This window comes from Exiguobacterium oxidotolerans JCM 12280 (genome assembly GCF_000702625.1).
Classification (GTDB): domain Bacteria; phylum Bacillota; class Bacilli; order Exiguobacteriales; family Exiguobacteriaceae; genus Exiguobacterium_A; species Exiguobacterium_A oxidotolerans.
The window spans coordinates 2540466-2567438 of sequence record NZ_JNIS01000001.1 but is presented as its reverse complement, the minus strand read 5'-3'; the positions used below and the strand labels follow the sequence as shown (position 1 = coordinate 2567438).

Sequence of the window (26973 nt, the reverse complement as noted above, 5' to 3'; positions counted from 1 at the left end):
CCTCAGGCTCAGGAAGGGTTTTTCGCTTGGCGACTTATTGACGAGAGGCTCTGACTAAGGAGATCATGATCGACCAAAATAGGCATAAAAATGACCGATGATCCTGTAAAAATGGAATCATCGGTCATTTAATTAATGTCGACTGGAAACGTCCATCATACGAATCAATCTTAGTCTGACTTACGCGTCAGTTCGTTTTCAGTAACCGTTATGCATGGACTTCTTGTTTCGGCTCATAACGCAACACTGGTTTACGCGCTGCCAATGTCTCGTCCATCCGTTTGACGACCGTCGTATGCGGTGCGTTCAGGACGACGTCTGGCGTTTCTTCGACTTCACGTGCGATTTGGAGCATCGCATCACAGAACGCATCAAGCGTTTCTTTTGATTCCGTTTCCGTCGGTTCGATCATGATACACTCTTCGACATTCAACGGGAAATAGATTGTCGGTGGATGATAACCGAAATCAAGCAGTCGTTTTGCGATATCAAGCGTCCGCACGCCAAGTGCTTTTTGGCGACGCCCCGATAAGACGAACTCATGTTTACAGTAGACATCATACGGTGCGTCATATGCGCCTTTGAGACGCGCTAACATATAGTTTGCGTTCAAGACCGCTTCTTTCGAGACACGGGCGAGACCTTCTCCACCCATCGTCCGAATGTAGCTGTAGGCGCGGACATTAATGCCAAAATTTCCGTAGAACGGTTTAACACGTCCGATTGCCTCTTTGCGATCATAATCCAAAATGAATCCTTCGTCTGTTTTTGCGACGATCGGTTTCGGTAAATAAGGGATCAAGTCTTGTTTGACACCGACCGGACCTGAACCCGGACCACCACCACCGTGAGGACCGGTGAACGTTTTGTGGAGGTTCAAGTGAACGACATCAAAGCCCATATCGCCGGGACGTGCAATTCCCATGATGGCGTTTGAGTTTGCTCCATCGTAATACAATTTCCCACCGGCTTCATGGACTGCTTTTGCGATCTCGACGATATCCGATTCAAACAATCCGAGCGTGTTCGGGTTCGTCAGCATTAAAGCCGCTGTATCGTCCCCTACTTTGCTCTTTAAGTCTTCTAAGTCGACAAGACCTCGTTCATCTGACAAGACCGTCACGGTATCAAATCCTGCGACAGACGCCGATGCCGGGTTCGTGCCGTGTGCTGAGTCCGGAACGAGTACTTTCGTCCGTTTGAAGTCGCCGCGCGCATGATGATAGGCTTTGATCAACATCAATCCAGTCCACTCTCCGTGTGCCCCTGCTGCCGGTTGGAGCGTCACTTCATCCATTCCCGTGATGACTGCTAACTTTTCTTGTAAGTCATACATCAAACCGAGCGCTCCTTGAATGCTCTCAACCGGTTGAAGCGGATGAATGTGGGCAAACCCGGGAAGTCGTGCCATATCTTCATTGATTTTAGGATTGTATTTCATCGTACATGAACCGAGCGGATAAAACCCGGAGTCGACACCGTGGTTCCGGTTCGAAAGTGCCGTGTAGTGACGGACAAGATCCAGTTCCGAAACTTCCGGTAACGCGACATCTTCTTTTCGTACAAAAGAAGCTGGCAACATGTCTTCGATTGCTTCTTCTTCGACCGTCGCGAGTGGTAACGCATATGCGACACGACCGGGTTTTGAGATTTCAAAAATCAATGTTTGTTCACTTGATTTATGCATGAGTTAATCCCCCTAACGCTGACACGAATTGATCGAGCTCTTCTTTCGTCCGTAATTCTGTTGCACAGACAAGCATTTCACGACTTCGTTTTGCGTCGTATGTGCCGAGCGGCAATCCACCGATGATTCCTGCTTTAAGCAATTGACGACTTGCCTCTTCCGCATCGATCGGTAATTCGACGACGAATTCATTAAAGCTCGGTCCATCATCGACGATGCGGAAGCCGGCTGCTTTCAATGATTTTTTCAAGGCATGTGCCGTTTGTAAGTTGCGGACCGCTAAATCACGAATCCCTTGTTTTCCGAACGCGCTCATCGCAATCGATGCCGCCAATGCATTCAACGCTTGGTTCGAACAAATATTTGATGTCGCTTTATCACGACGGATATGCTGTTCCCGGGCTTGGAGCGTCAAGACGAAACCGCGTTTGCCATCCTCATCCACCGTCTGACCGACAAGACGCCCTGGAATTTTACGCATTAAGGCTTTTGTCGTCGTGAAGTAGCCACATGTCGGTCCACCAAAACTTTGGGGAATCCCGAACGGTTGGCAATCGCCAATCGTAATATCCGCACCGAGTTTCCCAGGTGCTTCAAGCAGTCCGAGGGCAAGCGGATTGGCTGAGACGATAAATAAACCGCCTTTTGCATGTGTTGCATCCGCTAACGCTTGTAAATCTTCGACGCGTCCATAAAAGTTCGGGTATTGGACGATGACACATGCGATGTCATCAAGTCCATCTAATTGTTCGATTGCCGTCTCCCCGTCTCGCAATGCGAGCGTCTCGACCTCGAGCCCCGGTCCTTTCGCATACGTCCGAACGACATCATGTGCTTCCGGATGAACCCCATCCGACAAGACAATCGTCTTTTTCTTTTTATGGGCACAGGCAAGCATGGCCGCTTCTGCTAGTGCTGTAATGCCGTCGTACATCGATGAGTTTGCGACGTCCATTCCTGTCAATTCACAAATCATCGTCTGAAACTCGAAAATCGCTTGCAGTTCCCCTTGTGAGATTTCAGGTTGATAGGGTGTATACGCCGTATAGAATTCTGAACGCAACAACATATGATTGACGACAGCCGGTGCATAGTGATCGTAAATGCCTGCACCGAGGAACGATGGATATTGCTTCGTATTCATATTTTGGTCAGCAAGCTTCGAAAATGTTCGAATCAAATCTGTTTCCGGTAGCGGAATCCCGACTTCTTCTAACGTCCCCTGGTCGCGGACAGCGGCTGGAATGTCTGCTAGTAAATCTTCAATCGAATTTGCACCAATCGTCTGTAACATCTCTTTTTCATCTTCTTGCGTCATCGGTAAATAACGAAAATCCATCTATAAGTCCCCCTTAGTTGGCTCGACGATAAAACGGTGTGTTCACACGTTTTGCGGCTAGTTTCTTTCCACGTACTTCCACTTCGAACTGGTCCTCTGTCGCGTATTCTGCTGGCACGAGCGCTAAGGCAATGGCTTTACCGATTGTCGGTGGTAACGTCCCTGTCGTCACAAAACCAACAGTCTCTCCATTCAGTAAAACCGGGGCATCTTGACGGACAATCCCTTTATCGACGAGTTCAAGTCCAATCAAACGGCGTGGTGCGCCTTGTTCTTTTTGTTTTGCGAGAACATCTGACCCGACGAATTCTTTCGCTTGCGGTTTGACGGCAAACCCCATCCCTGCTTCGATTGGTGAAATCGTCGCCGATAACTCATGACCATAGAGTGGTAAACACGCTTCAAAACGTAAAGTATCACGTGCGCCAAGACCACATGGAACGACACCTGCTTCAAGTAGTGTCTTAAAGACATGTTCTGCATCTGCTGCCGCCATATATAACTCGAATCCGTCTTCTCCCGTATAACCACTGCGCGAAACTAACATGTCGACGCCTGCCACTTTCCCGTAAACGAACCGGAAAAATTTAATTTCATTTAATGCAAGCTCCGTCATTGTCGACAGGAGTTCCTCTGCTTTAGGACCTTGGACGGCAATCTGCCCATACGCATCCGATTGGTTTTCGAGTAACACGTTTCCTTCTAGATACGAACGAAGATGTGCTTCATCTTTCTCGATATTCGAGGCGTTGACGACTAGTAAATATTTTTCTTCTTCCAGTCGATACACGAGCAAGTCATCGACTGTCCCACCATCCTCTTGACATAAAACATTGTATTGAGCCTGCCCAATCGCGATCTTAGAGATATCATTCGACAGTGTCTTTTGAAGAAACGCTAATGCTTCAGGACCTGTCACTAACAATTCTCCCATATGAGATACATCGAACATCCCGACTTGTTCACGTACTGCAATGTGCTCTTCCTTGATTGATGAAAACAGAACCGGCATTTCAAACCCTGCAAAATCGACCATTTTCCCCATCGGTGCGATCGTTTCAAACAATGGCGTTCTCTTCAATGTCGTCTGACTCATACATATCCCCCTATTTACGAACATTTTATATTCCTTTTCTCTTTAATGTTCAACTTTCATTTACATTCTATCAACTTCAAACCTATTTTTCTAGGTTTATTCGGAAATTGAACAAAACTAAAGAGAGAAAGGACCAAGTCCCTTCTCTCCTATTGTTTCACATTCGCTCAATGAAAGCCATTTCAAAATTGCTTGAGTCCCGCTGTATGTTGAACTTCTGTTGAAAGTCGTTGCCCTTCAACTATTAGTTGACGCGCCCCTTGCTCAACACGCTTCCCTTCACTCACAAGATGATCGACATTTCCTTTAATTTGATCAATCCGATTCGTCGTATGATCGATGCCTGCCTGCAACGTTTGCTGGCGGATCGTAAATCGCTCCAACAACTGTTTTACAAGCCGTAAGTCTTGTGAAATCTTCTTTTTATAAAGCACAAATCCATAAGCAACTAAGCCGAGGATCGCTACTACGATGATTCCAAGATTAATCCAGATCATGACTTTTCCTCCAATACCGATTCTATTTCTGCCGTTAGCTCCCGAATCGATTTCATTCCCTCTAAACGAAGATTCGCACTGTCTGCATAGACAGAACGTCTGCGCATATACAAAGACTTGACAGTCTCGTACTTCCCTACTAAGGGACGATTTCGGTCTGACTCAATTCGTCTCCAAATCGAATCGAATGGTGTATCAATCCAGATGACCGTACCCGTTTCCTTCATCCATGTACGATTTTCGGGTCGTTCAATGATTCCACCACCCGTGATGACAACTTGAGATTGACTGTTTCGTAACAATTCGCTTTCGCGTGCTCGAAATCCTGCCTCACCATGTGCTGCAAAAAAATCAGCAATCGATTGACCATACTCTTGAACAAAACGTTCATCTAGTTCATCTACGTCATATCGTTCGCTTAACTTTCGACCAATCGCTGTTTTACCAGTTCCCATAAAGCCGATTACATAAACCTTATCCATCCGAAACGACCGCCTCGATTCTTTGTCCATTCTCTAAGATTGCTTCCATTTTAAAGCCTTTATCCGTTCGGATACAAGTAACTCGTCCAATCGGATAACGGATTGTCTCATCTTGGCGACAGTCATTTGATGCCGCTCTGACAAGGGATTCGAGTTGAAGCGCCTCTTGCTCTAGCTTATACTGTTTGATGGTCTCATCCATCCGCATACAACCTAGTAGCATCATGGCACCAATTCCCATCAGAATCAATAAGGTTTGAATCAGGATGAAGCCGGTTTCTTGCAGGCGTAAGTTCGAGACCGCTGATTGAGTTCGATTACGATTCGGGCTCCGTCTTCTTTGATTCGATAATGCGTCACGTCGTGGGCATACGTCAGTTCGCCTCCAAACTCTTTTTTGAGCCGTATTTGATTTTGTACACGAACGAGCCGCCACTTAATCGGCTCCTCTCCCGGATCGACATCCCGTCCCCTCAGCTCTTCTCCCACTAAACCACACTCGATGCTTCGCCACATCAATCGTTCGACGGTATGAAAAAACAGATCCTCTTCCATCCATTCTGTTTGATTGGCGTTGCTAACGAGTTGTGTCATCGTCAATAATCCAAGGAGTAACAGAGGACTCAACCAAAGGACCATTGAAATTTCGAGGAGGGTCGTTCCGGATTCGGCTCGCAAGGCATAACGTTTCAAGACACCACTTCCCTTCCTCGACACGATACCCCGTCGAATCACCCACCACTTGCTTCGATGCCATCTCGTCCAAGCGCCGTGTCTCAACAATTAACTGTGTTTTTTGTTTTTGGAAATTCAAGTAAGGATCAATCGCTAATACTAAAAACAAACTGATGGCGACAAGTGAGAGCATCACTTCAAGGAGAGTGAATCCACGCTCTTCCTCCGAGCAAACAACTCTTTTTACCTTCGACCGCATGCCATTTCACCTCATTTTTTGAATCAACATTTGATAATTTCCGAGGAGGAATTTTATTTCATATTCTTGTTTTGCTGAACGGCAGTACCACGTCGAGGCATAGGTCGAATGATAACTTTTAAAGTAAATCACTCGCCCGGTCGTCGGGATGATACAACTATGACCCGGTTGAAACGTTCTCTGCCACAGGATTCGATCGTTCACCATGATAAAATATCCCGCCCCGTCTGCACGCCATCGAAATTGAATGGTATTTTGATTATCCGTTTTCGAGTATTGCAGCAACCGTAACGTCTGAAAATCTTGCCGCATCATCGCAATATCTTGTTCGAGTAAATAAATTGCCGGGCGCCGATCAATAACAGTCGGCAATAACAATAAGCACAGCAGACCGGTAATCATTAAGACTCCACTCATTTCAATCAATGTAAACCCGTCACTTCGTAAGTTCGCCCGTTTTCGAATCATAGGTATACGTCTCCTGATCGCAGAGCAGTTCATTTGGTTTTTCAGCAGTACCACGGTTAATCGTCTGCAATGTTTCCGGATATTTTTTTTCTTTCGCATAATAGCGTTTAGTTATATAGAAGAAAAGCGGTTAAAAGAATCGTTGATAATAGGAGGGTTTTCGTCGTGAGGTGAAGCGTGGAGTAGATAAAATAATGTGCATTTGACTGTGCAGGTGCAGATTGTGTGCAGATGCGGTGCAGTTTAGCAGATACCCACACGGGGTATCATTAAGCATTGACCGTCGCACTGTTTACACAAGGGAGGGCATTATGAAAGTGATGCTGGTAAACAAGACACAGATCGTGCTGTCGGGAGAGGTACCTGAGATCCTCGCCGCACTCGAACGTCTGACGAAAGGCTTGCAGGTCGATGTGCTCAAGCAGACCGAGACGCTGATGCAACTCGACGTTACGCAAAGCAAGATGAAGCGAGCACGCTTCGAGGAACAACTACGCATGCAACTGGGAGTGTCCTAAACGGGCACTCTTTTTGTGTACGACAAAAGACCTCCCACAGATGCAGGAGGCCTATCCAATTTCGATGATGCCCCGTTAGACATCGTGCGGTTCCCCAACCGCAATTTGAATATAGCATATAATTTCCTGATTTACCCATTTTAGAACAAACAAAAAAGCCCACCCGTGAGGGTAGGCGTTGGTTAGAGGTTTTTCAGTTGATTGTATTGCTTCTTGTCGTCGAGCGCCTGCTGCATCTGTTGTGCTTCCGGTGTGACGTTATTGTTCTTCCACCAGGCGACGATTAAACCGACGACACCGACCGCACCCGTGACGAAGCCGTCCACCTTTTCAGATTCGAATGGCAACGGGTCATAGCCCATCGCAAGCAAGGTCGCGTTGAGCATGGCATAGAGTGGGATGGCAAGGCGGACGAAAGCGATTGTTTTTTCGTTCATATCAATTCCCCATTTCGATTAGGTTAAAAAAGCATGTTCCATGTATCTTTACCGACGACACCATCGATGGCGAGCTTCTTGCGCTTCTGATATGCCTCGACCGCTTTCTCGGTAGCCGCGTCAAACTTGCCCGTTACCGGAGCACCGACAGCGCGCTGAATGCGTTCGATGTTGATTTGCTTCATCTTTGATTTATCTTGCGTGCGGTATAGCGCGTCGCCTGGGAATGCAATGATCGCGGCACTCGATGCCTTGACAGGTGCAGCAGGTTTCGCGACGTTCAGCGTCCACCCGATGTTGATGTCCGCGTCCTTGAGGTTGTTCCACGCCTTGAGGTTCGCGACCGTCGTCTTGTACTTGACCGCGAGTTCGCTCAATGTGTCGCCTGCGACGACCTGATGCGTCTTGCTTGATGCAGATGAGGCGGGCTTGCTGACAGGCGTCGAAGATGCCAAGACCTTGTCTGAGCCATAGCCTTTGTAGTTGTACTGCAGGTGTGGTGAATCGATGAACGTTTCATCGCGTTGGTTGCCGTCCGAATCCCAATCTCCACCCCACGTGAAGCCGATGCGTTGCGCTTCTTTGATGGCTTTTTGGATATTAGACGCATTATATCCACCCCATAAGGCTTTGCCATCTTTAATAGGAACAAAATCGAGCGCTTGCCCGACGAGGTGATACGAGTACATTGTTTGTGAGGCGCCTGAGTTTACGTTCGCCCGTTGCTCCGCTTCCGTCCGGCGTGCGTCGTAGATCAGTACTTCGATGCCGTTCTTGACGAGGTAGTCGTACCACTGGCGTGCGGCTTTTTGCGTGTTCGGCGCGAGTTCTGCGAGTGCTTCCTTATTCCGTTTGTCGTAATACATAGATGTAGCCTCCTTGATTATTTATAGAAGTAACCGATGATTGTTGCGATTCCACCGAGTGTCGGGACGATGATGGCAGACCATTTGCCGAATGCCGCCCAAACTCGGTCACGCTGTTTATCCTGTACCTCGACATTCAGCGTCGTTTCCTTATGCTGGCGTCCAGCTTCGTTTTCGAACGCCGTCGCGAGTTGCGAGATGACGAGTTCCTGCGATTTAAAAAGCCCACGCGTCATGTCCTGCGAGTCTCGGATGACCGAGCGTGTCTCGCGGGAGACGTCGTGGAGCGTGGATTCAATCTTGTGTTGCGAGCGCTCGACGGTTCCGAGCTTCTCGTTAATCGATGTGATTTCAAGCCGTGTCTTCTCGTCTGATTTTTCTAGTAAAGCGATGCGTTCCCCGTGATCGTGTACGGTCTGGATAATGCTATCCATGTCGGCAGCTCCTTCCAAGCGATGACCCCCTAGTGTGATGTGAGTGCAAAAGAAAAACGCCTATGGCGTTGGGTTATTCAGGATTTACCCCCTAGTGTGATGCGGTCTATGATGTAGGGTCTGTGGTGATTGATATGAGAGCGCCCGGTGAAGGACGCTTGATATTATGCTCCAGTGTAAATCATGTTAGGAGTGACTACTGAATTAGATCCCAAAGTGACTCCGTCGTACCCGATAGCCGTTGGAACTCGGTACATCGTGTTTTGGTCTGCTTTGATATAATCAAATCCGCCTGTAATCCGGCGAGCACGGAACTGAATTGCTGTTTGTCCGCTTTGAGAGGTATTTTCATCAATATAGAAATCATTATTTGTGATACGAGCATACTTGTAAGTGACAGCGAGATCGGTCGGCATGTCGACATTTAAGCGTACTCCATAGACCCCAAAGTTTTTGATTTCATTATCTTTGATGAAAGCAGTGATCATTTTTGCCGTACTGTGCAGATACGTTTCACTAGTCGTCCAGTTTAAACTAATCCCATATCCGCCGCCCGAAATTTTACTCCGAGTGATTTTTGGATCTTTGACATTCAATAAATAAACAGCATAGTTGCTCGAAGACGTTGATTTTGGAACATCAATTGTGACATCCTTCATAGTGAAACCATAGATGCGTGCCAAATCAATCGCCTTCCCGTTCCCGCTGACTTTGATTTCAGTGTCATCGATTCCGAAGTCCTTCGTTTTTTCCGCATATGGGTGCCCCACATCAGAAATGAACTTGATTGCTGAGTAAAGAGATGATGTCAACGCATTTCCGCCTTTTAATTTAAAGTTCGATGCGTTCGCCACATCAATAGCGTAGTTCGGAACTTCAATCTTTGTGTCTCGGACTTCTACGTTTTCAAAACCGTAATTGTTGACGCTACTGACTTGATAGATGCCACGACTATTGGTAACGGAACTCTCAATCGTGCAGTTGCTGATTTTAATATTTTTGATGACGTAATCTGCCAGAACCTTATTGGTTAACAATTCAATACCAGCTTTTGAAAATTCACGAAATTGGCAGTTTGAAATAGTAATGTCTTCCGTAATAAGGTAAGTCGGTAAATTGCCTTCTTGTTTTAGTTTGACCGCTTCCCCGAATCCATTGGTGATACAGTTATCGATGGTAACATTCTTACAGCCACCGATGTCGAATGCTTCATTCTCGTCACCGACGCCAGATTCCCCGATGACATTATCGATTGTGACGTTGATGCACTGTGACATATCAATAATTTCCGCCGTTCCGTATACAATCAGATTTGAGATATTGACATTTCGACAGCGTACAAAACTAAGAGCATTTTCAGGAGGCACCGGCAAAACTTTGGTTGGTGGCACAAGTAGAATCTTTTCGAAATACATATCTGAACAATCACTGAACTTAAGCAATTGATAGACATCTTTCCCATAAATATCAAAAGCGAAGAAATTGGATATTCCAGCACCACTTGTGATGAGAGTAGAAGCCATAATCGTGTTCGACGCCTTCGAACTATCTACACCAATTTTATAAAACCCGATGTTTTTTGCGGACGAAGAAACTCGGAAACAAGGTGTAACACTTGTCTGCTCCGACGTGTTCATGATGTCGCAATCAGGATAAATAAGGGCGCCAGTAGATGTCTCACCAGTGATGATGGTACCATTTTTTAAGACGATTGAATCCGTAATGCGGTACTTACCGTTTGGGAAATAGATGTTTCCACCTGTGGACGGAAGGGATTGAATGGCTGATCGGATGGCATTCGTATCATCGCTGACTCCATCACCAACTGCACCGAAAGATTTGACGTTTATAAAACTGCGTTGCAAAGCCAATTGATTGTATACATCAGTGAAGGGGCCTGAACCGAACTGTTGGACAAAGACCCAATTCGTACCGTTGTAACGATAAATTTTATTATCATCCAACGTTTGTGCAGCGTCACCTTCTTTAGCATCCGGATAAGTCGAAGATAACACCGAAAGTGTAGCGACTGGCGACAAATATCTTAAACTGGCAGCATCGCTTACTTCCTCTAAAATATCATTACTGATTTTATTCAAATCACGTGCGACGTTCTTAAAATTTTCATTTAGCACTTCCCAGTTGAGTAAATCAAGTGGGAGACCGATGTTTTTATATGAAAAGCTCGCCATGTTTCATCCTCCTTTAATTCTCTGTGGTATAAGTGCCACGCCAGTAGCGATACCCATTGGCGAAGCTGATGCCGTTGATATAGAGCAAAAATCCACTCCTTTGTTTTACAACACTGTTCCGTCAACATTGATCCACGCTGTACCCGACCAAACAATCATTTTGAGCAAGGTGCGGTCGAAATACAAATAACCATCATCAGTAGCAGTTAAGACAGGACGTTCTGCTGTCGTCCCACGCCCGCTCTTTAATCGATTCTCAAGCGTCGTCAAACGCGTTCCTGCGTTTATTGCTTCGAGCGCATCCAAACGTCCATCGGCTTCCGCCAGCGCCTCATCAACGCCTTCGACGTTCGCAAGCGACAACGTACCATAGCTGTTCGAGAGGTTGACCCCCTCACCCGTGACGGCTTCTTGGTAGGTCATGCCACCATCTTCTGACGTCCCGATGCCATTCGCCGTCCATGCGACAAGGTGTTGTGTATTCGTTGGCTTAACCGAGCGAATCCCATTGATAAAAGCTAACTCTTTGCGTGCGGCTTGCACCGCCGCGACTGTGCTTTTGACGTCATCACTTAGGATGTCCGTCTTGACGGTGCCGTCCTGGTTGACGACCTTATCGACGGCTTTCGTCGTGCGACTGAATTGTGAGACGGTGTCCGTGATGTCCTTGTTGAGATTCGCAAGCGTGACTTTCGTCCCGACAGGCTGCAAGTAAAAGTTAAAACTTTCCTCGATTTCGACCAGTCGCACGACAATCGTCAAATCCATCGGCTCGTAGATTAACAGCACGCGGTCTCCTTCGTTCGGGACGATAAACGGATAACCTGCCGCACGCAAGTCGAGGAAATCGAGTTCAAGCGAGAGCAATGGTGTGTCTTGCAATGCCGCTTGCATCATCTTGTTGAGCGTCGCAATCGTCGTCACCCGGTCATCATGGACGGCTTTCGCTTCCCGGATCCCGTAGAGTGCGACGTTCGGGCTGTAATACTCACCCTGTACCTTGTAATTGCCTGTCGGCGTCCCCTCGGAGTCCGTCAGTGGTTGTCCGAATCCTTTGACGTAGGTCGAGAGGTTGGTCGTGTCGACCGTCCGTGACAGCGTCTTGATGTTAAAGTTGTATCGAAACTGGAAGTCCGTTTCGATACCGATTTGTTCACGTATGACCACGATGTTGCCGACGAGTTCGAACTCGCCCCCGTACCGTCCAAGGATTTGCTGGAACAATGCCAACCGGTTATCATCTCCAAGATTGTCAAACGATTCCGTGTCATACGTCCCGGACAACGTGTAGGTATAGCCAGAGCCGTCGAACACAAACGCCAAGGCTTGCGCGAAGGTCTTCGTGCCACTCGTCGTCTCATGCTTGTACTGGTCAATCAACTTCGGGAAAAAGGCGTGGACGGCATCGACTTGCTTGTACGTCCGGTCGCCACTCCCGATTTCTTTCAGTTGTTTGATGATATAGGTATCGCCGTCGAACAGGATCTCACTCTCTTCTTGCACAAGGTCAAAGCCGATCGTGTCGATATCTGAACGTAGCAATGTAAAGGAGAGCTCGCGCTCCCCGTTGACGCGACGTTTCCTTTGTAGATCGCGCACCGAGACGATGCGTTCGGAATTGCCGAGTAGGTCGGTGACTATGAGCATCGAACCGCTCCTTTCCTAGAGGTAATAAAATCGAAACTCGAACGAGAGCGTGAAGTTCCCAAGCACACCCTCGACGAGAAAATCATTGTTGCCAATCGCCATCGTCAACAGACCATAATTCGTCTGTCGGACGACGCTGATGTCGTTTTTAAGGACGCGGACACCATCTAAGACCAAGGTGTCACTCGCTCCCGTCGTGCCGTAATAGACAAACGTCTCACCTGTCGTAAGGTTGGTCAGTGTCAAGTTACTCGATGCCCCGTTAAAGCGAATCACGAGGCCCATCTGACGCGGGTCGACGACGACGTCCCCATAGTTCGGGATGACGAACTCCGTGTCATTGACGACATTGTATTGATCCATGCCGTCGCCCCACGAAATGCCGGCACCCCAAAACCATCCATTGTCCATCCAGACGAGCGGTTGTTGTGTCGTCGCTCGACTCTCGACGTACGGTAAGCCACTTGTCTCCATTTCGACCGTAAACACCCCATAAATGCGTGTCTGGTCGAGTTCAAAGCTATTCGTCACCTTGACGAGCCATCGTTTCCACGGCGTGCGTGATTCGGTGATGTAAAATGCTTTTTTCGATTTAAACAATTTGAAGACTTGGTCCCGGTAGAGCGCATATGATGCCATGCTCGACGCCTTGAGGTACAGTTCTGCGGTCAATTTCCGCTTCTTGTAGCTGCTCCCGAGGTCAATCTGTCCGTCGCGCCCTTCGATGTTGTCGGATTGGTGATTGTACTCCGGGGATGACACTTTAAAATCGAGCGTATGGATGCGGTATTTGTCGTCATCCAACTTGTAGGTCTGTCCCTCGAGCGTCTCGATTGTCAAAAACATTAGCGATTCCCCCCGAAGTACGACTTGATTTGCGTTTTACTCTGCTGTCCTTGGTCGACGTACGGCTGGACGACGCGTCCGATTTCCCGACCGTCCATCATCATCACGTTCTCGACATAGATCGGTGTGCCTGTCGTCTCAAGGGCATACGTGCCATTGGTTTGTGCTTGAATAGCGACGCCTGCTTGTGCGGCGGACGAAAGCGAGTGGACCGCTTTTTCGACGAGCGAGCGTGACTTCGCGATCCCGTTTGCCATCCCTTCGCCTGTAAAGCCGCCGAGGGCTTCCATGACGCGTGACGGCGAGTGGATATTGAGCGTCTTCTTCGTCGTCGCGGCAACAAGTTTAGCGAGTTGCTCCGCAGCACTTGCGAGCGGACCTTTCATACTGTCCATCCCTTTGATCATGCCGGCGATGGCTTGCTTCCCTGCGTCTTTCATGCCGGGCGAGAGACCGCCGGTCGATTTGACTGTCGCGGACTTGAGTGCCGCAATCTGTTTCATCCATTCGTTGCGGTAGCCGAGGACGGTCACTTTCGCTTTCATTTCCTCTGCCTTGACCTTCGCCGCGAGTTCGGCTTTTTCGTCCGCCGTTTCTTTCTTCGCCTGTTCTTGCGCGAGCTGACGTTTCGCGTTGTAGTAATGCTGGTACTGGGCGAGCTGTTCGCTGTTGAGTTTCGTCAACGCTTCCAGTTCCGCCGCACCACTCGGGCCTTGTGCTTGCAGTTCATCCATCAACTTATCCGAGAGGCCTTTCGCACGCAGGTCCTCGATGGATTTGTTGTATGTCTTGATGGCTGCGACCTGCGTCTTCAATCCGTTGACCATTGCCGCCGGATCGATGGCTTTCTTTTCGACCGTGTCGAACAACGAGGTAAAGTTCATGATGCTTCGCTTCCGGTCTGCGAACTCTTTGTTAAAATCTGCCGTCAACTTCGCTTCCGTCGCTTTCAGGTCAGAGGCGACCTTCTTCGATTTCTCAACAAACGAGTCGTTGATGCTGTCGAGCTTTTTGTAAAAGTCCGATTTATCTTTCAGCGCTTCCGCGTTCTGTTTCTTGACGACTTGTTGCGCGGCGTAGATTTCGCTGTTGAGCTTGCGTTGTTGGTCGCCTGTCAGTTTATGCGCCGCATCAATTTTGCGTAACTCTGCGATGTAGGCACTAGCACTGAGTTTCTTCGTGTCAAACTTCACTTCTGCGTTCTTCATCTGTTCCGTGATCGATTTCGTCAGTTTCGCTGCCGCTGCTGTCGCCGCTTTCGCATTTGCTTGCATCCCGACTGCGATACCAGACGGAATGTGCTTCCCGACGTTGTCTTTCATCCAGCGGGACGGCGAGTGGATGCCGAGGGCACCCGTGATTTTCGACTTGATGCCGTCAGCGATCGAACTAATCTTCGACGCAACCGCACCTGCCATCGAACCAATCCCGTTAATCAACCCTTGAATGATGTTCTTACCGATGCCGGATAAATTGATACCGGATAGGAAGGACTTCGCGGAATTCCAGCCGTTGACGATGGCGTTCTTTACGTTCGACATCGCGCCTGACACGATACCTTTTAACGCGTTGAAATCACCTGTGACGAGTGCTTTGATGGCGTTCGTTGCCGTCTGCACAGCGGACTTGGCATTGTTAAATCCATTCGTAATGACCGACTTGATGGCATTGATGACGCTCGAGACGACCGATTTCGCCGCGTTGAACCCGGACGAGATGACCGACTTGATCGCGGACATTGCGGATGAGATGACGGACTTGACCGCACTCCATACACTGGAGATGACGGACTTGATCGCAGACATCGCGTTTGAAACAATGGACTTCGCTGTCGAGAACCCGGACGAGATGCTGGACTTAATCGAACCGACTGCTGACGAGATGGACGACTTGACTGCCGACCATGCCGACGAAACGGCAGAACGAATGCTACTCATCGCCCCCGTGATGACGGACTTCGCCGCGTTGAATCCCGAAGCGACACCCGAACGAATCGCGGAGAGCGAACTCGTGAAGACCGACTTTATGGCGGACCAGGCGCCTGTGATGACGCTTTTCCCCATCGAAGCGAACGTCTTGAGTGGTCCGAGTAACTTCCCGACGAGGTACAGATTGACGACGCCCCAAATCAATTGCAGGGCACCGGTAAAGATTTGCTTGATGCCTGACCACATCAGCGAGAAGTCGCCTGTGAACGCACCTGTGAAGACTTTGACGACACCCTTGATGATGTCGAGCGCGCCATTGATGACGTTTTTAATGGCATCCCATGTCGATTTGACGACGGAGACGATGACCATAAAGCCCGCTTGAAAAATCGGCGCAAGGAACGCGATGGCGGTCGAGATCGCTGTTTTAATCATGTTCCACGCATTCGTGACTGCTTGGAGGATTTGCGTCCCGTTCTCGTCCCAAAACGTTTTGATTTCCGCGAGTTTCTGCCCGATGAAGGCACCGACGGCGTCCATCGCTTGCATCACGAATGGCTTGATGAAGTTAAAGACCGACATCGCTGCCGACTTGATTGCTTCCCATGTCGAGGTGACGCCTGCCCGGAATGTTTCCGATTTGTTGTAAAGCACGACGAATGCCGCACCTAAGGCGACGAGTCCTGCAATGACGAGGGTGACGGGTGACGTGATGACCGCGAGTGCGCCAGCTAAGATGGCTGCCGCTCCCCCGAGTGCCGCGATACCAGAGGCGACTGCCCCGGCGACGACGAGGATGCCCCCGAGTCCTGCCACGAGCAAAAGAACGCCTGCTGTGACAGCGGCGCCCGTTGCGATGAAGGATTGCATCGAAGGAGACAATCCATTGAATTTGTCCATCAAGCCTTGCAGGACAGCGACGACTGTTTGAATCGCGGGTGTCAACGCCGTCCCGATGGTGATTTGTGCCGTCTCGAACGCACCACCGAGTTCTTCGAGCGCGCCTTTGAGGTTATCTTTCATGGCCGCTGCCGCTGTTGCTGAAGCCCCACCGCTGTTCTCGAGCGAGGTCGTCATCTTATCGATTTCGCCTGGTCCTGCTGCCATGAGCGCAAGGAATCCGGACGAGGCTTCCGTCCCGACGAGTGAGGCGAGTGTTGCGGTCTTCTGTGCGTTGGTCATACCGTCCATCGAGCCGTTCAGCTGTTCGACGACGCCTTTTAAGCCGATAAACTTCCCGTTGGCATCCGTCATCGAAAGCCCTAGACTGTCCATGACCTTCTGATTCGCGTTCGACGGTTTTAAGAGTGACAAGAGTCCTGCACGTAATGCGGTACCTGCTGACGATCCGTCAAGTCCAGCGTTGGTCATGATTCCGATGGAGGCGGATAACTCTTCCATTGATACGCCGAGGTTCGCGGCGACTGGTCCTGCATATTTGAGCGCGTACCCCATATCCCCAATATCTGCGGCGGATTGGTTCGCCGTCTGTGCCAAGATGTCTGCAACCCGCGAGGATTCAGACGCCTCGAGTCCGAAGATATTCAACGCGGACGCCATGACTTCCGCCGTCTGTGCCATGTCTGCACCGGATGATTCAGCGGCACTGATGACACCTGGCATCGCACTGACGACTTCCGTCGCAGTCATGCCGAGTGCAGCGAGTGCTTCTTGCCCGACCGCTACTTCAGATGCGGATTTCGACGTGGACGCCCCGAGTTGGAGCGCAGAGTCGCGTAAGGCTTGGAGCTCACTGCCTGTCGCACCCGAGATCGCCCCGACCCGACTGACTTGCGCCTCGAAGTCCATCGACTTGTTGACTGCGAGTCCGAGTCCTGCCGCAATCGCACCACCTGCCGCCCCGAACGTCGTCGCCATCGCTGTACCGGTACTCGATAGCTTCTGTCCCATGTTGGACATGCGGCTTTGTACTTCGTTCATGCCGTTGGCAAAGTCCCGTAGGTCGGCGGCAATCCGTACTGTTATGTCTTGCATCGCCATGAGGTTTCCCCCTTCCTACTCACTGGAGCCAACCGAGTTCGGCTGTCAGTGAATCTAATTCGTTGCGTTTTTCTGCGAGTGTGACGATTTTCTTTTCATAGTTGCCTTGTTTCGGGCGCTTGAAGAGATCGTCCCGTTTCAAGTTCTTCTTGTTGTCCGCGACCCGTTTCATGATGGCGAAAGACGCTTCGTCCTCGTATCGATCAAGCCGCCGTTCAGCAGCCGCTTCGAGCGTGATGAGCGTCTCCCGGTACGTCATGTCCCAGTAGTCCGCTGGTGTTATGCCGGCATAACGGATGCAGTCCCGCATCAACGTGTAGTGGTTTACTTGACCGCTTTTGGTTTTGCTTTCGGTTTGCTTGCCACTTTCGCCAGTTCCTGCGCTTGTAATTTCGCCTGTGCTTGCTTCATAAAAACCGATTTCTCGACCGTCGCGTTGATGGCTTCCCCGATTTGTTCGAACTCGAGGCCGCTTTCAAAAGCATCGTCCAAGATGTCGAGGAAGGCTTCACGCGGCATCAATGCGAAGTCCGCATGACGCTTGAGTAGAATCAGCAAAAGCGTATACATCGGCTTGACTTTTCCGCTTGCGAGTTCTTCCCCGAAAAACTGTTCCATCGATTGTCCGGTCGTTTCTTCGAGTAAATCGAGTTCGCGGTTCTTGAAATGTAATTCGTATTCTTTTCCGTTGAGTTGGATCGTTGCCATTGTGTCGTTCCCCTTTCGCTTTCGCGTATGTGATGCAACAAAAAAAAGGCGGTAAGTTGCCCTACCGCCGTATGTCGTTGTTATTCTGCTGGCACTTTGAGTGGTGCGCCTTGCCCTTGGAGTGTCACGCTGTACGTCGCGACATCATCGTATGGTGCTTCGATCGGAAACTCTGTGACGATGACTGACCCTTCGTAGGCTTTGCCGCTTGGGTACTTGTACCGGACGAGCAAGGATTCCTTGTTCATGAATGCGTTGATGAGTGCGTCGTGCGTCGTGTCGTCTTCCGTGAAGATCCCGTCACCTTCGATGTTCCACGATGAGATGCCGTAATCTTCGAATGACCAACCATCGCTATCTTTCGACGTGAGGTCGATCGTGTCTGTCTCGAAGTTGATCGTACCGCCGCGCTGTCCGCCGACCTTCGTGTAAGCCGGAACTTCCGACGTGCCTGTGTTTACCATGATTAAAAAGTCGATTCCTCGTGCCATGATCAAATCACTCCCTTAATAATTTTAAAGCGGACACGCAGAACGCCATGATAGGTGTTCACATCTCCGCTGTATGATGTGATATTCGTACCTTCTTGTAAGACTGTCTGAAATTCGGGGCGCTGCACGATTACCGAATGTCCTTCACGCAGTGGTAACGGATCGCGCAAGGCATCCTCCATCTTCGCGAGTAGTTTCATCGCTTCCGCTTTCCCCTTTGCTTCCGACCACGCATGGAGCGTGACCGTCGGCTCGAGCCCGTCAAAATCTTTTGCGTCAAACAGCACGCCTGTATATTCACCGATCGTGACGTACGGCAAGGCAGTCCCTTTAGCGACGTAATCGAACACCGGTACACCGACCAGTGCCTTGAGTCGCATCAAGAGCGCCACCTGTAATTCGTATAAGATGCCATTCATTCCATCACCGCCCGGCGAATCGCGGCGTTAAAGACAGGTGCTTCTTCTTCAGCAGCGGGTAGCATGTAGGGTTGCGCTGGCATTTTCCGCGTCCCATACTCCACGAATGGTGCATGTTCAACGGTCGGTGTCACGTTCCCCTCATACCCACCACCCGATACCTTGCCTTTGATACTCGACCGTAATTGCCCCGTGTCGACAGGCGCCAGTCGTTTCGCACCGCTCTCAATCGCCATCGTCGAGGCTTGCACCGCTACTTTGACCTTATTCTTGGTCGCATTATCATAGTTGCGAAGGCGACTAAGCGCGCGGGAAATGTCGACATCCACCCGAATATTAGCCATCACTCCACCTCCTTGGCGTACAGAGCGAGTGTCTCGTCCAGTCCACCTTGCGAAATCAAGGCAGATACGCTGTACGTCTTGCCCTTGTGCCGTACCTTGATGCGCTCGTCGAGGTCGTCCCGATAATCGATGTAGATGATGACGTTCGTATCTGCCGCCACCTTTTGGGCACGCTCATACTCACTGCCGCTCAACACGTCGACATGGGCATCGATGACCTCGTCTGGTGGGCTGTCTCCCGGAATGTAACTCCCTGCCTCGTCATAGCTCCCACCAGTAGACGGGAAGACGAGTGCAATCTCATGCGGTCTGAAATCAAACACGTTTCGTCACCTCGCCCGACATCGGCACAAAGCGGAACCTTCCCGAACCGCCACTGATCACGTTGTCGAGTTCTGTGCCGTACCATTTGAATACGTCCACTTGATCGTAGTTAAACGAGACACTCCCACTCGATTGCGAGAGGACGCCCGCCTTGATGGCATACATCTGTACAGCTTTCGCCAGTTGTAACTTGACCTGTGCGGATAGTTCGACCGTCTCTGCTAGCAACAAGCGGTCATAGGTAAACTCCACGAACAAAGGCAGGACGGCGTCGATATACGCATCGTGAGCCGTCCCTTTGATGTTGAGGAGTGCTTTGACTTGGTCTGTCGTCATCCAGTCACTCCCCTTCGAGGAGTTCGACCAATTCCGCTTTCTTCAAGTCGCTGTATCCTTCTAACCCGCGTTCTTTCGCTTGTTCTTTCAATTCCGCGACAGTGAAATCGTGGAGGTCTACAAGTTCAGAAGATTCTTCCACTTCGTCCGGAAGGTCTTGATCTGACTCATCATTACCCAAGACCACTTCATCTGTTCCCTCTAAATCTTCGCGTTCTTGCTCGTCTATTTCATCGTGCTCAATCTCTTTCGCACGCATCTGCTTGTGTCGTCGTAATAACATTTTGTTTCACTCCTTATGGTGTGATTGTGACTTTTACCGCTTTTGATTCGTCACGGAGGTAGACTGCCGCGAACGTATCGGCTGCAAGGACTGTCGATTTCACGAGGATGTCACGGTCTGTCTCGACATCGACGTCAGATTGTAGGAAGACACCGAGCGCTTCGTCTTTAACAGCGTAAACTGTACCGGCAGCAACACGGTTTGATGGCACAAACTCCACGTCATAGACTTCTTTGATGAGTTTCCCGAAGTTGATGTCCGTCGAAAGCGCGCTTGCCCAGTCTGTCGGGTTGACGTAGAGGTACAACGTGCCTTCTTGGTCTTCACCGAACTTTGCAACGATTTTTGCTACTCCAGCGTTGTTGATGGCAGCCACCGTTTCCGTCGCTGTCGCTGTGTCGAGTGCCGCGAACTTGTCGACTTGCATTTTCGATTGAATCGCGAGGACAACTTGGTCCTCTGCTTCCCCGATTGGATCACCGATACCCGAATTCAAAGCGCGGTCAGTAATTTCTACTGCCTTACCGTATTGGTTGATTGGAACCTTCGCCATGCTTTGCGAGAGTAACGCAGGAACGAGTGGCGTCCCTTCGATCATTTTGATGGCGTCACCGATGTATGCGTATTTCGGAAGTGATACTTCGTCGCCTTTTTCGCTTGCTGGCAATGTATCTTCGCGTACGATTGGATCAAGTACCAATTTGTTTACCAGTTTCGCCATTACTCCTTCGGCGAAGATTCGACCTTTGATGAGGTTTGCTGATGTTGTGAGTGCCATGTGTTAGGACCTTCTTTCGTCATTTTTTATTTTTGAGTGCTTCATACGCGGCAGGGTCGCTCTCTTGCAAGGCAACGCGTTCGCCATATGACATTTCTGCGATGGACTTTTTGGTGAGGGTACTTGGACTCCGGTGCTTCGGATTGCGACCGCCGAGTTGTTCCTCGACCTTCTTCGCCGCCAGTGTTTCCGCGAGTGCCAAAATCGTGTCTGCTTTTGCGTCGATGGCTTGCGGGTCGTCGTCCATGATAAGCGTCTCAAATGATTCTGCGAGGTCAGCCGGGATGCTTTTCGTTGCAATGACGCGGGCCGCGTAGTGTTTGTTCGTCGCTCGTTTAAGTTCGAGTTCCTGACGCTCTTTCTCTGCCGCCCATTCTGCTTTTTCCTGCTCCACTTTCGCACGCTCATACTCGTATTTCTCTGATTCACTCATTTGCGAGGTCTTCAGTTTGTCGAGTTCAGCTTGCGATTCTTTCAGCTTCTTCGTGTAGCCTGTCCGGACTTTATCCGTCTCGCTTTGGACCATCTTCGCGATCATCTGCTCGATTTCGGGTGTGAGTGCCACCGATTCAGCTGGCGTTTCATGTGGTGGTTGTTCCAGGTTCGGTGTTTCCTCTTGCGTTTCGACTGTTTCTTCTGCTTGGTTTTCCATGTGTACTCTCCTATCGAGTTTGCCGCGTCCTCCGCCCCTCGAAAGTTGCAGACGTGACACCCTCACGTATTGTTATTCAGGTGGTGTATCTTCTTCCGGTACTGCTTCACCGTTCTCACGCCGCACATACAGGCGACGGATCGTCAGTGACTTGCCCTCTTCCATCTGCGTGGGCGTGTAAACAAAATCGTCGGGTCGTTCCTGCTCTTCCATGCGAATCACTCCAATCTCGACGCGTACCAGTCTTTGTATGTCGTCTTGCCATTGAATAGGTCATTTGGACTGCGTGCATCGTCGTATTCCGAGCGCCCACGGCGACTGCCGGGCAATCGGTCAACGAAGTTGGTCACGGTCGTACAGCGGCATCGGATGACGTCACTCGCCCCAAGCATCGGATCACCAGGGTAACGTCCCTTTGACCCACCGGGTAGCGAGAAGTAGCCGTCCGCGTCTTGTGTCTTGCCATCCATTGCGCGGTGCCGTTGCCGTGTCCGCTTGTCGAGTGTCGCGAGCCATGCCGTCTCAAATACCAGACCGTCCGCTTTCGCTTGTTCCCGCGAGTCGTGGGAAGCGGTCTCGTAGGCGCGGTGTGTCTCTGTCCATGCGACGAGTACCGAGCGCGCTTGGTCTTTGCCGAGCGTCTCCTTGATGCGTTTCGCCGCCTTGACGTAGCTCTCACCCTGTACGAGTGAATAGGACAACGCTTGCCGCATCTGATTGACCGCAAGTCGTTGATTCTCGCCCAGTCGTTCGTCGAGGACGAGTCCCGTCAGTGATTCCGCAATCATCGCTTGGACTGCCTTTTCATTGACGCCACCGGAGCCAAGGGCTTGTTGCGCTGCCATCTCGAGTTTGTATTGCTGCTCGAAATACCCATGCAAATAAGCGGCCTCTAATGTCTCGTAGAGATACCGCTTGTTGTTGATATAGAGTTGGCTTAACAGTTGTGCCAGTTCCCGCTCAACGTTGCTCAAGCGGTTGTACCGAGTCATGTCCGCTAAGGACAGTTCCCCGTCGCGGCTGTATTGCTCGTACATCGTGGCGATGGTGCGTTGTATGTCACGATAGGCGTCACGGTACAGGACTTTGATGCGTTGCTCGATTTGTTTCTCCGTCGGTGCGAAGGGTGCTTGTTTCGGCTGCAACATGGCATCACTCCGTCACGAATTGACTGGCGGCATCAACAGGTGCATCGGGTACCGCGTCATCCGTCGTGTCTTGATTTGTGTCAATCTCATTTGACCCCATGAATGCCTTGTCTTGTTGTTCCTGCTGCATCTGTTCGAGTTCCTCTTTCGGGTTGTCAATGGCAGAGAATAGACCGAGTCGCGTCTCTTCCGATACCAGTCCAGCGAGCGTCTGTTGCACTTGCGCCTCGTTGAGTAGGTCGAGCGGGAAGTTTTCCGTGAACTCGAGGTACACGTTCAGCGGATCGAACGCATTCCCACGTAATCCCCATACGTTAGCGAGCGCCGTGAACATCTGTAATGTCCCACTCTCGAATTTCCGCTGGAATGTCGTGACTTTGGCATTGAACGGGAATAGTTGAAACTTGAGCGCGACGCCACTGGAATTGCCTGTGAATGCCTCGTCCCGTAAGTTCGGTGTCTTCGTAAAGCGATAGAAGTCGCTGACAAGATGCGTGAGTAGATTCTGCCGCGCTGTGTCGTTGATGTCCTTCGTGATGAAGTAGACCTTGCCACCTGCCGGGACCATGAACGCCCCATTCGCCCGCGCTTCTGTCAAGTCTTCCGATGAAATTTGTCCACCTTCGAACGCCATGTATGCCAAGCGTTGTGCCGTGTCTTCTGACAGCGAGTTTGATAACACCTCGTCGATGCCGTCGATGATCGGCAACACCTTATCGCAATCGCCCTGCAACTCCGAATTGTTCGGGTAGCCGATGAGCGGGACGGCTTGAAATACGTTCAGCTCGTCCTCGACTGGCGTGTATTCGCCATCCGTCTCAAGAAACGTCACGATCCGCTGTGCCGTGTAGACGTCGACTTTCAAGTCCTCACCGTCTTGATACATGCGCAGACCAGCGGTTGGCTCTGTCAGTTCCCCGATGAAGATGCAGTCATATGACGGGACGTTCATGACCCGTTCGCGTAATTCCTCATCGATGTAGAGCAAGCGGACACCATAGCCTGTGATAGCCGACCACTTTGCCGTCTCGCTGTCGAGGTCTTGGATGCGATTCAAGCGATTAAACCGTTTGAGTACATCATTCGCCGCTTCTGCTTCCGGCATCTCGCTGTCATAGCTGTAGGCAATCGGGACACCTGCGAAATACCCAATCTTTAAATCGACCGCTTCACTGATGTAGTCCCCTGCGACGCGGCTGTCGAACGCCGTCTGAATCGGCAACTCTTTCGTCATCGCCGGGATAAACTTGCCATTTGCCTTGTACCGCTCATACATCGCTTTCATGTGCGTGCGGCGTGGTCCGAATACTTCGATGAGTTCTGCGACCAGTGCCCCGTCGAAATCATCTTCCTCGAATCGTTGCATATACTCTTGAAATGCCGTCTCCATGTCTTACCTCCTAGTACAGACGCACGGATGCCCCGAACGTCGTCAATGTCATATCGCCCTCTAGGGCGTATCGTGTGCTATCGATCGTATGGTTGTCCTTGTCCTCCAGTCGAGGCAGGACGTTGCCGTCACGATCCGTCTTGTAGTCGATGCTCTCGAACTCGCGGGCAATGTTCGGCGTGCGTTGCGGGTCAATGACGATGGCAGTCAGTTCGTCGAGCCACTTCTCGCCATGCTCCACGCTACCTGGACCTTTCTTCGCACCGATGATGCGTCTTATGCCGAGTTCCCGTAGTTCCGCGATGGATTTCGGCTCACTGCTATCCGCGATGATGGTCTCACTGTCCCATCCCTTCATGCGAATCATGTCCGCGAGTTGCCGGTTACTGATCTTGACGCCATAGATTTCCCCGACGGCATACAGGACGCGCTTGCGTTTATCAAAATGCCACGCCACGACCGATGCTGGGTCCGTCGCATATCCCCAGTCCAAGCCATACTTGATGTTGTCGAACACGCGGTATTCGTCGTCCGTGATCGTGCGGAACATGAGGTTCGTGAACGGCACGACACCCGAACCAATCGGTTCCCCGAGATATTCCCAGCGGTAGCGGAGCGGATTGCGTGCTTTCATCGCCTCCGCTTCCTCGATGAACTGCTTCGAGATGTGCGGGTTATCGAGGTATGTCGAAGCATGGACGAACGTGTTAGCGGGCTGTAGGACGCTCTCATACTTCTTATTGACCCATGACTGCTTTCGTTTCGGCGGGTTATAGGAGAAGAAGAATTTATAGAACAATCCGTTTCCTAATTCGCCACGCAGTAAAGAGTTGGTGATGGTCGTGATTTCGTCTTCTGTTTTGAATTCAGCGGCTTCTTCCACCCAACCAAACGCAAACGGGAAGTTCGCAGACTTTAAAGACTTGATTCGCTCTGGTTCCTGCGCCCCGCGAAACACCATGTAGTTCCCACGCGGGGTATAAGTAATCCGCATCGGTGACTTGTTGACCTTGAACAGATGGCTCACGTTCGATAGTTCAATGGCCCATTTCATCTGCTCAAAGATGGATAGCTCGATTGTGTTGTCAATCTTACGAATGCCGATTGCATTAACGGGATAGCGCATGAGCAATTGCGTCATGATGATGGCGATGTCCGAAGACTTACCGGACCCGCGACCTCCTTTTTCGATGATGTTGAGGATACTTGGATTGATTGCCGCTTTCCAGCTATCGTGAAATGCTTTCGGTAACAATTCCGATAAGCGAATCTGTTTCGTCATCCACCCTCGCCACCAATGTCATCAATGAACTGGACAGCGCCCGTCACCTGCACCTCTTGGCGATCCGTGAACAACTTGTAATACTTGCCGAGGATTTCGGCAGCGCGAATCTTTTCGGCGTTGGTCGGTGGCACTTGCGATACTCGTTGAGCACCTTGACCGATGCCCACGAGCGCTGTCCCTTCTTCTTCCCCTGCGATGATACCCGTCAGAAGCCGCAGGACGTCGTCTTGAGAGGCGATGAGTCCCGTGGTCTTCTTCGCTAATCGTTCATCCAAGTAAGTGCGAATGACAGGTTTTGATAGGTTTTCCACTCCTGTTTGTTTCGCTGTCTTTTCACTATACCCAGCCCGTATCGCCGCCTGTGTCGCGTTTAAGTCAACCAAATACTCATCACAAAACAATTGTTGCTTCGGTGTCATCCTTGCCACTTCCTCACCCCCTCTCTCTTATGCTCTCCAGCCAACCGACTAGGACGATCCCCATCGGCTCGTTGCAAGGCATAAAAAAAGACGCCGGTTAGGGCGTCATTTCATTATAATCAACGCAGAAAAACCTTTCTCGTTTGAAGAATATTCAATATCAACCACTTCGTAGACGTTTTTAATATCGTCTAAATTTTCATTTATGCTCAACGCGAATTTATGTTGGCACTCACTAAAAACAAATCGAGTATAAATACGTTTCCCCTTGCGGACGACTTGCCTTTTCATCGAACCTTCGCTTCCTATTGCAATTCCCAAAAATATACTCACAACCATCCCGATAGACAACATAATAACCTCAGACCAAAACATATAATCCCTCCTTAAAACAGCCACATAATCGCTTTAGCTGTTAACGCCATTAATAACGCCGCTCCACACCCTAAGATGATGACGGCTAAAAAACCACTGATTTTATCGTTATTCATGTTCAATTCCCCCTCTTATTCCTTCACTCCAGGAGGCTCGCCCCTGTCCAACGCCAAGCGGTACACCATATGACTCTCGTTTTTCCTACGTCCATCGCAATCCTCAAAGCAGATAATCGCTGTATCACTAAACAACGTGGTGATCACACCACTACGGTTCGGCAAATTATTGTACGTCGTCTTCACGCGGTCATGCAGTTTCAGTTTGGACATGTGCCTTGCTCCTTTCGTGTACTCCAAGCAATGGGCGGTACCCACTGGTTGCAAGACACGAAAAAACCGCCTGACACCACGGCAGACGGTTTCTATTTCCTTTACGCTAAGGCAGGTGCTCGGACAAATTCACGCAATCCATATAACTACGCCAATAGTGTTACTACATACATTGCTCTAGCTTATCCTGCAAACAACGCACGACCACTCCGCCCTATTACGACGACCCGGAAGTCTTTGCTATGTGTGTGGCTGCGTCATGCGCTGTTGGCAAGGGATAAACGTGGTGTCATGCAAGGGATGGATGACCCGGCGCTTAT

The 26973-nt window shown here is 50.2% G+C and carries 33 protein-coding genes; 1 reads left to right on the top strand and 32 read right to left on the bottom strand.

Going from position 1 to position 26973, the window contains the following annotated elements:
* Window positions 1-208: 208 nt before the first annotated feature.
* From gcvPB to P403_RS0113065, 9 genes are all read right to left on the bottom strand, one after another.
* Window positions 209-1687, bottom strand: coding sequence for an aminomethyl-transferring glycine dehydrogenase subunit GcvPB (gene gcvPB, locus P403_RS0113100; RefSeq protein WP_029333056.1), 1479 nt, complete (start codon window positions 1685-1687; stop codon window positions 209-211).
* Entirely contained in the window at window positions 1680-3026 is a 1347-nt protein-coding gene (gene gcvPA / locus P403_RS0113095) for an aminomethyl-transferring glycine dehydrogenase subunit GcvPA (protein WP_029333055.1), read from the bottom strand. Before gcvPA ends, gcvPB begins: the two co-directional genes overlap by 8 nt.
* A 13-nt stretch (window positions 3027-3039) precedes the next feature.
* Entirely contained in the window at window positions 3040-4122 is a 1083-nt protein-coding gene (gcvT, locus tag P403_RS0113090; protein WP_029333054.1) for a glycine cleavage system aminomethyltransferase GcvT, read from the bottom strand.
* A 182-nt stretch (window positions 4123-4304) separates the two neighbouring features.
* Window positions 4305-4619 (bottom strand): hypothetical protein, encoded by a 315-nt coding sequence (locus P403_RS0113085; protein ID WP_029333053.1) that lies wholly within the window; start codon window positions 4617-4619, stop codon window positions 4305-4307.
* Window positions 4616-5101 (bottom strand): shikimate kinase, encoded by a 486-nt coding sequence (locus tag P403_RS0113080; protein WP_029333052.1) that lies wholly within the window; start codon window positions 5099-5101, stop codon window positions 4616-4618. The genes P403_RS0113085 and P403_RS0113080 overlap by 4 nt, the downstream gene beginning before the upstream one ends.
* On the bottom strand, window positions 5094-5327 hold the full coding sequence (locus P403_RS0113075; protein ID WP_235195216.1) for a hypothetical protein: 234 nt from the start codon (window positions 5325-5327) through the stop codon (window positions 5094-5096). Before P403_RS0113075 ends, P403_RS0113080 begins: the two co-directional genes overlap by 8 nt.
* 35 nt (window positions 5328-5362) lie before the next feature.
* Complete coding sequence (locus P403_RS0113070; protein WP_235195262.1) at window positions 5363-5794, bottom strand: hypothetical protein; 432 nt, start codon at window positions 5792-5794, stop codon at window positions 5363-5365.
* Entirely contained in the window at window positions 5679-6035 is a 357-nt protein-coding gene (locus P403_RS16460; protein WP_084157672.1) for a prepilin-type N-terminal cleavage/methylation domain-containing protein, read from the bottom strand. The genes P403_RS0113070 and P403_RS16460 overlap by 116 nt, the downstream gene beginning before the upstream one ends.
* A 6-nt stretch (window positions 6036-6041) precedes the next feature.
* Window positions 6042-6503 carry a hypothetical protein gene (locus tag P403_RS0113065; RefSeq protein WP_034801254.1) on the bottom strand — a complete coding sequence of 154 codons (462 nt, stop codon included), beginning with the start codon at window positions 6501-6503 and terminating at the stop codon, window positions 6042-6044.
* Window positions 6504-6814: 311 nt separating this feature from the next.
* Here P403_RS0113065 and P403_RS0113060 point away from each other — a divergent pair, with 311 nt between their 5' ends.
* Window positions 6815-7021, top strand: coding sequence for a hypothetical protein (locus tag P403_RS0113060; protein ID WP_029333049.1), 207 nt, complete (start codon window positions 6815-6817; stop codon window positions 7019-7021).
* A gap of 182 nt (window positions 7022-7203) precedes the next feature.
* Here P403_RS0113060 and P403_RS0113055 read toward each other — a convergent pair whose 3' ends face one another.
* The 23 genes from P403_RS0113055 to P403_RS0112940 form a co-directional block, all read right to left on the bottom strand.
* A complete protein-coding gene (locus P403_RS0113055; protein ID WP_029333048.1) occupies window positions 7204-7458 on the bottom strand; it encodes a phage holin in 255 nt (84 codons plus the stop codon).
* Window positions 7459-7481: 23 nt separating this feature from the next.
* A complete protein-coding gene (locus tag P403_RS16330) occupies window positions 7482-8324 on the bottom strand; it encodes a LysM peptidoglycan-binding domain-containing protein (protein ID WP_051667416.1) in 843 nt (280 codons plus the stop codon).
* Window positions 8325-8341: 17 nt separating this feature from the next.
* The gene (locus P403_RS0113045) at window positions 8342-8758 is read right to left on the bottom strand and encodes a hypothetical protein (RefSeq protein ID WP_152638923.1); all 417 of its coding nucleotides are present in this window, start codon (window positions 8756-8758) and stop codon (window positions 8342-8344) included.
* Window positions 8759-8922: 164 nt separating this feature from the next.
* A complete protein-coding gene (locus P403_RS0113040; protein ID WP_029333045.1) occupies window positions 8923-10950 on the bottom strand; it encodes a glycosyl hydrolase family 28-related protein in 2028 nt (675 codons plus the stop codon).
* A 105-nt stretch (window positions 10951-11055) separates the two neighbouring features.
* On the bottom strand, window positions 11056-12597 hold the full coding sequence (locus tag P403_RS0113030; protein ID WP_051667414.1) for a phage tail protein: 1542 nt from the start codon (window positions 12595-12597) through the stop codon (window positions 11056-11058).
* Between the two features lie 15 nt (window positions 12598-12612).
* A complete protein-coding gene (locus P403_RS0113025) occupies window positions 12613-13443 on the bottom strand; it encodes a phage tail family protein (RefSeq protein ID WP_029333044.1) in 831 nt (276 codons plus the stop codon).
* Complete coding sequence (locus P403_RS16130; RefSeq protein ID WP_034801237.1) at window positions 13443-17372, bottom strand: phage tail tape measure protein; 3930 nt, start codon at window positions 17370-17372, stop codon at window positions 13443-13445. Before P403_RS16130 ends, P403_RS0113025 begins: the two co-directional genes overlap by 1 nt.
* 19 nt (window positions 17373-17391) lie before the next feature.
* Window positions 17392-17685: a hypothetical protein gene (locus tag P403_RS0113015; protein WP_152638922.1), complete on the bottom strand. Its 294-nt coding sequence runs from the start codon at window positions 17683-17685 to the stop codon at window positions 17392-17394.
* An 11-nt stretch (window positions 17686-17696) separates the two neighbouring features.
* Window positions 17697-18080 carry a hypothetical protein gene (locus P403_RS0113010; RefSeq protein ID WP_029333042.1) on the bottom strand — a complete coding sequence of 128 codons (384 nt, stop codon included), beginning with the start codon at window positions 18078-18080 and terminating at the stop codon, window positions 17697-17699.
* 80 nt (window positions 18081-18160) lie between these two features.
* Window positions 18161-18571 carry a phage tail tube protein gene (locus tag P403_RS0113005; protein ID WP_051667413.1) on the bottom strand — a complete coding sequence of 137 codons (411 nt, stop codon included), beginning with the start codon at window positions 18569-18571 and terminating at the stop codon, window positions 18161-18163.
* Window positions 18572-18573: 2 nt separating this feature from the next.
* Window positions 18574-18990: a DUF3168 domain-containing protein gene (locus tag P403_RS0113000; protein ID WP_084157671.1), complete on the bottom strand. Its 417-nt coding sequence runs from the start codon at window positions 18988-18990 to the stop codon at window positions 18574-18576.
* Window positions 18987-19334: an HK97-gp10 family putative phage morphogenesis protein gene (locus tag P403_RS0112995; RefSeq protein ID WP_051667409.1), complete on the bottom strand. Its 348-nt coding sequence runs from the start codon at window positions 19332-19334 to the stop codon at window positions 18987-18989. The genes P403_RS0113000 and P403_RS0112995 overlap by 4 nt, the downstream gene beginning before the upstream one ends.
* Entirely contained in the window at window positions 19334-19657 is a 324-nt protein-coding gene (locus P403_RS0112990; protein ID WP_029333038.1) for a phage head closure protein, read from the bottom strand. Before P403_RS0112990 ends, P403_RS0112995 begins: the two co-directional genes overlap by 1 nt.
* Entirely contained in the window at window positions 19650-19994 is a 345-nt protein-coding gene (locus tag P403_RS0112985; protein ID WP_029333037.1) for a head-tail connector protein, read from the bottom strand. Before P403_RS0112985 ends, P403_RS0112990 begins: the two co-directional genes overlap by 8 nt.
* Before the next feature lie 4 nt (window positions 19995-19998).
* Window positions 19999-20277: a Rho termination factor N-terminal domain-containing protein gene (locus tag P403_RS16325; RefSeq protein ID WP_051667408.1), complete on the bottom strand. Its 279-nt coding sequence runs from the start codon at window positions 20275-20277 to the stop codon at window positions 19999-20001.
* A gap of 13 nt (window positions 20278-20290) precedes the next feature.
* Window positions 20291-21055 carry a phage major capsid protein gene (locus P403_RS0112975; RefSeq protein ID WP_029333036.1) on the bottom strand — a complete coding sequence of 255 codons (765 nt, stop codon included), beginning with the start codon at window positions 21053-21055 and terminating at the stop codon, window positions 20291-20293.
* Window positions 21056-21074: 19 nt separating this feature from the next.
* Window positions 21075-21707 carry a capsid assembly scaffolding protein Gp46 family protein gene (locus tag P403_RS16320; RefSeq protein ID WP_029333035.1) on the bottom strand — a complete coding sequence of 211 codons (633 nt, stop codon included), beginning with the start codon at window positions 21705-21707 and terminating at the stop codon, window positions 21075-21077.
* Between the two features lie 72 nt (window positions 21708-21779).
* Window positions 21780-21920: a hypothetical protein gene (locus tag P403_RS16615; protein ID WP_160167782.1), complete on the bottom strand. Its 141-nt coding sequence runs from the start codon at window positions 21918-21920 to the stop codon at window positions 21780-21782.
* A 5-nt stretch (window positions 21921-21925) separates the two neighbouring features.
* On the bottom strand, window positions 21926-22855 hold the full coding sequence (locus P403_RS0112960; RefSeq protein WP_029333034.1) for a phage minor head protein: 930 nt from the start codon (window positions 22853-22855) through the stop codon (window positions 21926-21928).
* A 4-nt stretch (window positions 22856-22859) separates the two neighbouring features.
* Window positions 22860-24245, bottom strand: a complete 1386-nt coding sequence (locus P403_RS0112955) for a phage portal protein (RefSeq protein ID WP_051667406.1) — start codon at window positions 24243-24245, stop codon at window positions 22860-22862.
* A gap of 10 nt (window positions 24246-24255) precedes the next feature.
* Window positions 24256-25527 carry a PBSX family phage terminase large subunit gene (locus tag P403_RS0112950; RefSeq protein WP_051667405.1) on the bottom strand — a complete coding sequence of 424 codons (1272 nt, stop codon included), beginning with the start codon at window positions 25525-25527 and terminating at the stop codon, window positions 24256-24258.
* On the bottom strand, window positions 25524-25949 hold the full coding sequence (locus P403_RS0112945) for a terminase small subunit (RefSeq protein ID WP_034801232.1): 426 nt from the start codon (window positions 25947-25949) through the stop codon (window positions 25524-25526). Before P403_RS0112945 ends, P403_RS0112950 begins: the two co-directional genes overlap by 4 nt.
* Window positions 25950-26054: 105 nt before the next feature.
* Window positions 26055-26324, bottom strand: coding sequence for a hypothetical protein (locus P403_RS0112940; RefSeq protein ID WP_029333030.1), 270 nt, complete (start codon window positions 26322-26324; stop codon window positions 26055-26057).
* Between the last annotated feature and the right edge of the window lie 649 nt (window positions 26325-26973).